This is a genomic window from Pseudomonas sp. ACN8 (assembly GCF_002303925.1).
Taxonomy (GTDB): domain Bacteria; phylum Pseudomonadota; class Gammaproteobacteria; order Pseudomonadales; family Pseudomonadaceae; genus Aquipseudomonas.
In genome coordinates, this window is record NZ_MRCS01000063.1 from 23,737 (window position 1) to 30,667 (window position 6,931).

Here is a 6,931-nt window from a genome sequence, read left to right on the forward strand (position 1 = left end):
AGGGTTTTGTGTTTGGTAGTCAGTTCGCGGGTGCAGCCAGTTGCGGTGGCGGCGTGAAATCAAAGGGCGCCAGCGCAAACCCTTGCTCATCCACCTGCAGCGCCCACCCTTGACGATCCCAATCCCCCAGCACAATACGCTTGGCCGCTTGCTCGCCAAGCTGCAACTTGTGAATCGCGGGGCGGTGGGTGTGCCCGTGGATCAAGGTTTTCACGCCGTATTCCTGCATGATCCGCGGAATCTCCTCAGGCGTGACGTCGACAATGTCATTGGCCTTCATCCGCGTTTGCGTGCGGCTTTCACTGCGCAGCTTGCGCGCCAGCTTGTGCCGGGTGCGCAGCGGCAAGTGCCGCAGGATGAACAGGGTGATCGGGTTGCGCAGGTAGCGACGCAGCTTCATATAGGCTTCGTCGCGGGTGCAGAGACTGTCGCCGTGCATCAGCAGCACCGGCTCGCCGTTGAACTGCACGACACTCGGATCTTTCAGCAAGGTGCAGCCGGCTGCTTTGCAGAAGGCCTTGCCCAGCATGAAGTCGCGATTGCCGTGCATCAGGAAAATGGCCGTGCCACTGTCGCTGAGGTCGCGCAGGGCCTGGCAGATGGAGCGCTGGAAGGGGGTCATGGCGTCGTCGCCAATCCATACCTCGAAGAAGTCGCCCAGAATGTACAACGCACTCGCCGAGCGGGCGCGTCCGGCGAGCAAATCCAGAAACGCCCGGGTAATGTCCGGGCGCGCATCGATCAGATGCAAGTCTGAAATCAGCAATATCACTCAATGATCTCGGCTTTCTCGATGATCACGTCGTCTGCTGGTACGTCCTGGTGGCCGGACTTGGAAGTGGTGGCCACGCCTTTGATCTTGTCGACAACGTCGGTGCCGGCGGTCACTTTACCGAATACCGCGTAGCCCCAGCCCTGAACGTTCTTGCCGCTGTGGTTCAGGAAGCTGTTGTCGGCCACGTTGATGAAGAATTGCGCGGAAGCCGAATGCGGCTCCATGGTGCGGGCCATGGCGACGGTGTACTTGTCGTTGGAAAGACCGTTGTCAGCTTCGTTCTGGATGCTTGGGCGCTTGTCTTTCTTTTCTTTCATGCCTGGCTCGAAACCGCCGCCCTGGATCATGAAGTTACCGATGACACGGTGGAAAACGGTGTTTTCGTAGTGACCGGCTTTAACGTACTCGACGAAGTTGGCCACGGTGATCGGGGCTTTGTCGGCGTTCAGTTCGAGGACGATGTCGCCATGGTTGGTAGTCAGTTTGACTTGGGTCATGATCGGTACTCTTTTGAGATGAAGCATATCTAAGGAATTCGTGGTTCTGGGACATTCCGTCCCGCAACCGGTTCGGCCTGTCTTGGCCAAGGTGCGCAGTTTAGCGTGCCAGACGCGAATTTCGAGGCAGTTTTTTCATTTGCGGCCTATTAAATACGACGGTTTACAGAGTGCGCTCTGTCAGGTACTTGACGGCATCGGCTATGATAGCGCCTTTGTTTTGTCCGGCCTTCATTACGGCCACGCACTTGTACGTTCAAGGATCCTATGAGCAAGCCCACTGTCGACCCTACCTCGAATGCCAAGACCGGCCCTGCCGTGCCGGTCAACTTCCTGCGGCCGATCATCCAGGCAGACCTGGACTCGGGCAAGCACACGCAAATCGTCACCCGTTTCCCGCCTGAACCCAACGGCTACCTGCACATCGGCCACGCCAAGTCGATCTGCGTGAACTTCGGCCTGGCCCAGGAGTTCGGCGGCGTCACGCACCTGCGTTTCGACGACACCAACCCGGCCAAGGAAGACCAGGAATACATCGACGCGATCGAAAGCGATGTCAAATGGCTGGGCTTCGAGTGGTCCGGCGAAGTGCGCTACGCCTCGCAGTATTTCGACCAGTTGCATGACTGGGCGGTGGAGTTGATCAAGTCCGGCAATGCCTACGTCGATGACCTGACCCCGGAGCAAGCCAAGGAGTATCGCGGCAGCCTGACCGAGCCGGGCAAGAACAGCCCGTTTCGCGAGCGCAGCGTCGAAGAGAACCTGGACCTGTTCGCCCGCATGAAAGCCGGCGAGTTCAAGGACGGCGCACGGGTGCTGCGGGCCAAGATCGACATGGCCTCGCCGAACATGAACCTGCGCGACCCGATCATGTATCGCATCCGTCACGCTCACCACCACCAGACCGGTGACAAGTGGTGCATCTACCCGAACTACGACTTCACCCACGGTCAGTCGGACGCCATCGAAGGCATCACCCACTCGATCTGCACCCTGGAGTTCGAAAGCCATCGTCCGCTGTACGACTGGTTCCTCGACAACTTGCCGGTGCCGGCGCACCCGCGCCAGTACGAGTTCAGCCGCCTGAACCTGAACTACACCATCACCAGCAAGCGCAAGCTCAAGCAGCTTGTGGACGAAGGTCACGTCAATGGCTGGGACGACCCGCGCATGTCCACGCTGTCGGGCTTCCGCCGCCGTGGCTACACGCCGAAATCGATCCGCAACTTCTGCGAAATGATCGGCACCAACCGTTCCGACGGCGTGGTGGACTTCGGCATGCTCGAATTCAGTATCCGTGACGACCTCGACCACAGCGCCCCGCGCGCCATGTGCGTACTGCGTCCGCTGAAAGTCGTGATCACCAACTATCCGGAAGGCCAGGTCGAGAACCTTGAACTGCCGTGCCACCCGAAAGAAGACATGGGCGTGCGCGCTTTACCGTTCGCCCGGGAAATCTACATCGACCGTGAAGACTTCATGGAAGAGCCGCCGAAGGGCTACAAGCGCCTGGAACCGGCCGGTGAAGTGCGCCTGCGTGGCAGCTACGTGATTCGTGCCGATGAAGCGATCAAGGACGCCGATGGCAACATCGTTGAACTGCGCTGCTCGTACGATCCGGACACCCTGGGCAAGAACCCTGAGGGCCGCAAGGTCAAAGGCGTGGTCCACTGGGTACCGGCTGCGGCCAGCGTCGAGTGCGAAGTGCGGTTGTACGATCGTCTGTTCCGTTCGGCCAACCCTGAGAAGGCCGAAGACAGCGCCAGTTTCCTGGACAACATCAACCCTGATTCGCTGCAGGTACTCACCGGTTGTCGTGCTGAACCCTCGTTGGGCAATGCACAGCCGGAAGACCGTTTCCAGTTCGAGCGCGAGGGTTACTTCGTCGCCGATCTCAAGGACTCGAAACCAGGTCAGCCGGTATTCAACCGTACCGTGACCCTGCGTGATTCGTGGGGCCAGTGATTTAGCGTCAAGGAATTAACGTGCTTACGATCTACAACACGCTCACCAAGAGCAAAGAAGTCTTCAAGCCGCTCGATGGCAACAATGTGCGCATGTACGTCTGCGGGATGACCGTGTACGACTACTGCCACATTGGCCATGGCCGCAGCATGGTTGCGTTCGACCTGGTGACCCGCTGGTTGCGCTTCAGCGGTTATAACCTGACTTATGTGCGCAACATCACCGACATTGAAGACAAGATCATCAATCGGGCGAAAGAGAACGGCGAGCCGTTCGACGCGCTGACCGAACGCATGATCACCGCGATGCATGAGGACGAGGCGCGCCTCAACATCCTCAAGCCGGACATGGAGCCACGTGCCACGGATCACATTCCGGGCATGCTGAGCATGATCCAGACCTTGATCGACAAGGGCTACGCCTACGCCCCGGGCAATGGCGACGTGTACTACCGCGTTGCCAGGTTCATGGGCTACGGCAAGCTGTCGCGCAAGAAGATCGAAGACCTGCGCATCGGTGCACGCATCGAAGTCGACGAGTCCAAGCAGGACCCGCTGGACTTCGTGCTGTGGAAAGCCACCAAGCCGGGCGAGCCGAGCTGGGAATCGCCGTGGGGCGCCGGGCGTCCGGGCTGGCACATCGAATGCTCGGTGATGTCCACCTGCTGCCTGGGCGAGACCTTCGACATTCATGGCGGCGGCAGCGACCTGGAGTTCCCGCACCATGAAAACGAAATTGCCCAGAGCGAAGCAGCGACCGGCAAGACCTACGCCAACGCGTGGATGCATTGCGGCATGATTCGCATCAATGGCGAGAAAATGTCCAAGTCCTTGAACAACTTCTTCACCATTCGCGACGTGCTCGACAAGTACCACCCGGAAGTCGTGCGCTACCTGCTGGTGTCGAGCCACTACCGCAGCGCAATCAACTACTCGGAAGACAACCTCAAGGACGCCAAGGGCGCCCTGGAGCGTTTCTACCACGCGTTGAAAGGCCTACCGAACGTTGCACCGGCTGGCGGCGAAGCTTTCGTCGAGCGTTTCACCACGGTGATGAACGACGACTTCGGTACGCCGGAAGCCTGCGCGGTGCTATTCGAGATGGTCCGCGAGATCAACCGCCTGCGCGAGAGCGATCTGAACGCAGCGGCCGGTCTGGCAGCCCGTTTGAAAGAGCTGGCCAGTGTGTTGGGTGTGTTGCAGCTTGAGGCAGATGACTTCCTGCAGGCTGGCGCCGAAGGGCGCGTGGATGCAGCCGAAGTCGAGGCACTGATTGCAGCGCGCCTGGCGGCACGTGCCGGCAAGGACTGGGCCGAATCCGACCGCATCCGCGACCAGCTCACCGCCATGGGCGTGGTGCTGGAAGACGGCAAGGGCGGCACGACCTGGCGTCTGGCTGACTGATAGTTTTACTTGTTACAGACAAAACCCGCCTTGTGCGGGTTTTTGTTTATGAGGTGGCTGCTGTTTTTGAGGTGCCTGAGCTGACTTAATCGCGAGCAGGCTCGCTCCTACATTGGGTTTTCGCCAGGTTTGAGTTTTGTGAGCAACATAGATCCCCTGTAGGAGCGAGCCTGCTCGCGATGGTCTCAAGCCAAACCCCACCAGCGCGGTTCAATCGTCATTCAGTCTGGCGCAACCGCTTGTAAAGGGTATTGCGACTAACCCCCAACCGCCGCGCCAGATACGAAATATTCCCCCCTGCCGCCTGCAATTGCCGGTTCAAATCCTCGGTATCATTCAGATCCACGGCCAACGGTTCCGGCGTATCGACCGGTTCCATCTCCAGGTCGACAAAAAAATCATCCGGCAAATGCTCCGGCCTTATCGGTTGTTCCTCGGCCATCGCCAATGCCACCTGCATCACACTGCTGACCTGGCGCAAATTTCCCGGCCACGGATGACGGTCGAACAGCTCCAATACCTCGCGGCTCAGCCCAGCCCATTGGCTGGGTTCGCGATGCTGTTCCCACAGGCGTTTGAACAGTGCCTCTTTATCGCTGCGCTCTCTTAACGGCGGCAGTTCCAGGGTCAGGCCGCCAATGCGGTAATACAGGTCTTCACGAAACCGCCCCAGTTGTACCTGTTCGCGCAACGAGCGATTGGTCGCGGAAATGATGCGCAAGTCCACAGGGAACAACTCGCTGCTGCCCACCGGCTGCACGCAACGCTCCTGTAACACCCGCAACAGTCGTGCCTGGGTCGGCAGCGGCATGTCACCGATTTCATCGAGGAACAGCGTGCCCTTGTCAGCCTTGCGGATCAGCCCGATGCTGCCTTTCTGGTTGGCGCCGGTGAACGCGCCTTTCTCATAGCCGAACAGCTCGGACTCCACCAGTTCGGCGGGAATCGCTGCACAGTTGACGGCGATGAACGCTTGTTTGCTGCGTGAGCTGGCCTGATGCAGGGCTTTGACGAACACTTCCTTGCCAACCCCGGTTTCACCGTGGATCAGCAATGGAATGTCTTTTTCCAGCAAGCGCTCGGCCTGACGCACGGCTTTTTCCACGCGACTGTCGCCGAAGTGCAGGGTGTTGAGGCTGATGGGCGCGGGTGCAGCTACAACCGGCTCGGTGAACACTCGAGGTTGAATCGTTGCCTGTTTCGGCCGCTTCAACAGGCACTGGAAGCGATTGCGCCCCGAGGTTTGCAGGGCGAAGGGCAGGCCGTCGGGCTGGTTCAGCAACTCCAGCAGCGAGACCTTGAACAGGCTTTCGACACTGACCCGCGACAGGCTGATGCCCAGCAGATTGTCAGCCCGGCGATTGGCCGACAGCACCTGGCCGGTCTCGTCGAATATCAGCAACCCGGCCCACTGACTGTCGAGGTTGTTCAGTCCGGTATTGAACGTCAGCTGGAAATGCTGGCCATGGAACAGGTTGAGGATCAGCCGGTTTTCCACGGTCTGGCTCATCATCTTGACCATGCCCAGGGTGTGGGAGGGGGGCAGGTAGCTGTCGCTGGACACGTCCAGCACCGCGATCACCTTGCGCTCGGCATCGAAAATCGGCGCGGCGGAACCGGTCATGAAGCGGTTGGCCTTGAGGTAATGTTCATCGTGCTCGATGTGCACCGCTTGTTCGCAGGCCAGGGCGGTGCCGATGGCGTTGGTACCGGTGCAACGTTCCATCCAGCTGGCGCCGGCGCTGAAACCCCGGGCCAGTTTCGGTTCGATGAAGCGCTGGGTGCCCCAGGACGTTAGCACCTGGCCCTGGTGGTCGGCGAGCATGATCAGGCAATTGGAATTGCTGAGGATGTTCTCGTAGTAGGGCAGCACTTCCTGATGGGTGGTTTGCACCAGTGAATGCTGGCTCTCCAGCAATTGCGCGATGCCCGCGGCCGGCAATTGGTCGAATGCCGGCGTGCTTTGATGGCTGAGGCCGAACGCGCGGCAACGGGACCAGGAGTCCTGGATGATGGCGTCGTGGGACAACGGCGATGCGGGTGCGGCCATGGCAGTCGATCTCTGGGCAAGCTTTTATTGTTTTTATGGGTAGTTCCCTGTGGGAGCGAGCCTGCTCGCGAATGGGAGTGTCAGTCGACATTGATATTGGCTGAACCACCGCTATCGCGAGCAGGCTCGCTCCCACAGGTTTTGCATTTATTTCATGTTCTGGGAAAGGCAAAAATCATCCGTAGAGTGTTGTTCACTATTGTTCACTGTCAATGGGTGAACTGTTCAATTGTTCATTTCC

Annotated in this window: 5 protein-coding genes; 2 read left to right on the forward strand and 3 right to left on the reverse strand. The window is 59.2% G+C overall.

Annotated elements, in window-relative coordinates:
• Window positions 1–19: 19 nt before the first annotated feature.
• Both lpxH and BSF44_RS26450 read right to left on the reverse strand, forming a co-directional pair.
• Window positions 20–772, reverse strand: a complete 753-nt coding sequence (gene lpxH, locus BSF44_RS26445) for a UDP-2,3-diacylglucosamine diphosphatase (protein ID WP_095945988.1) — start codon at window positions 770–772, stop codon at window positions 20–22.
• Window positions 769–1,272 carry a peptidylprolyl isomerase gene (locus BSF44_RS26450; RefSeq protein ID WP_046037821.1) on the reverse strand — a complete coding sequence of 168 codons (504 nt, stop codon included), beginning with the start codon at window positions 1,270–1,272 and terminating at the stop codon, window positions 769–771. The genes lpxH and BSF44_RS26450 overlap by 4 nt, the downstream gene beginning before the upstream one ends.
• A gap of 267 nt (window positions 1,273–1,539) precedes the next feature.
• Between BSF44_RS26450 and BSF44_RS26455 the strand changes: the two genes are divergently transcribed.
• Both BSF44_RS26455 and cysS read left to right on the forward strand, forming a co-directional pair.
• On the forward strand, window positions 1,540–3,237 hold the full coding sequence (locus BSF44_RS26455; protein WP_095945989.1) for a glutamine--tRNA ligase/YqeY domain fusion protein: 1,698 nt from the start codon (window positions 1,540–1,542) through the stop codon (window positions 3,235–3,237).
• A gap of 20 nt (window positions 3,238–3,257) precedes the next feature.
• Window positions 3,258–4,640 carry a cysteine--tRNA ligase gene (gene cysS / locus BSF44_RS26460; protein ID WP_095945990.1) on the forward strand — a complete coding sequence of 461 codons (1,383 nt, stop codon included), beginning with the start codon at window positions 3,258–3,260 and terminating at the stop codon, window positions 4,638–4,640.
• 217 nt (window positions 4,641–4,857) lie between these two features.
• Here the strand turns inward: cysS and BSF44_RS26465 are convergent, their stop codons facing one another.
• Complete coding sequence (locus BSF44_RS26465; protein ID WP_095945991.1) at window positions 4,858–6,690, reverse strand: sigma-54-dependent Fis family transcriptional regulator; 1,833 nt, start codon at window positions 6,688–6,690, stop codon at window positions 4,858–4,860.
• Window positions 6,691–6,931 lie beyond the last annotated feature (241 nt).

Bases quoted from the DNA above. Each gene is read 5' to 3' on its own strand.
- BSF44_RS26455 (WP_095945989.1), top strand. From the start codon at position 1,540: ATGAGCAAGCCCACTGTCGACCCTACCTCGAATGCCAAGACCGGCCCT.
- BSF44_RS26450 (WP_046037821.1), bottom strand. From the start codon at position 1,272: ATGACCCAAGTCAAACTGACTACCAACCATGGCGACATCGTCCTCGAA.
- BSF44_RS26465 (WP_095945991.1), bottom strand. From the start codon at position 6,690: ATGGCCGCACCCGCATCGCCGTTGTCCCACGACGCCATCATCCAGGAC.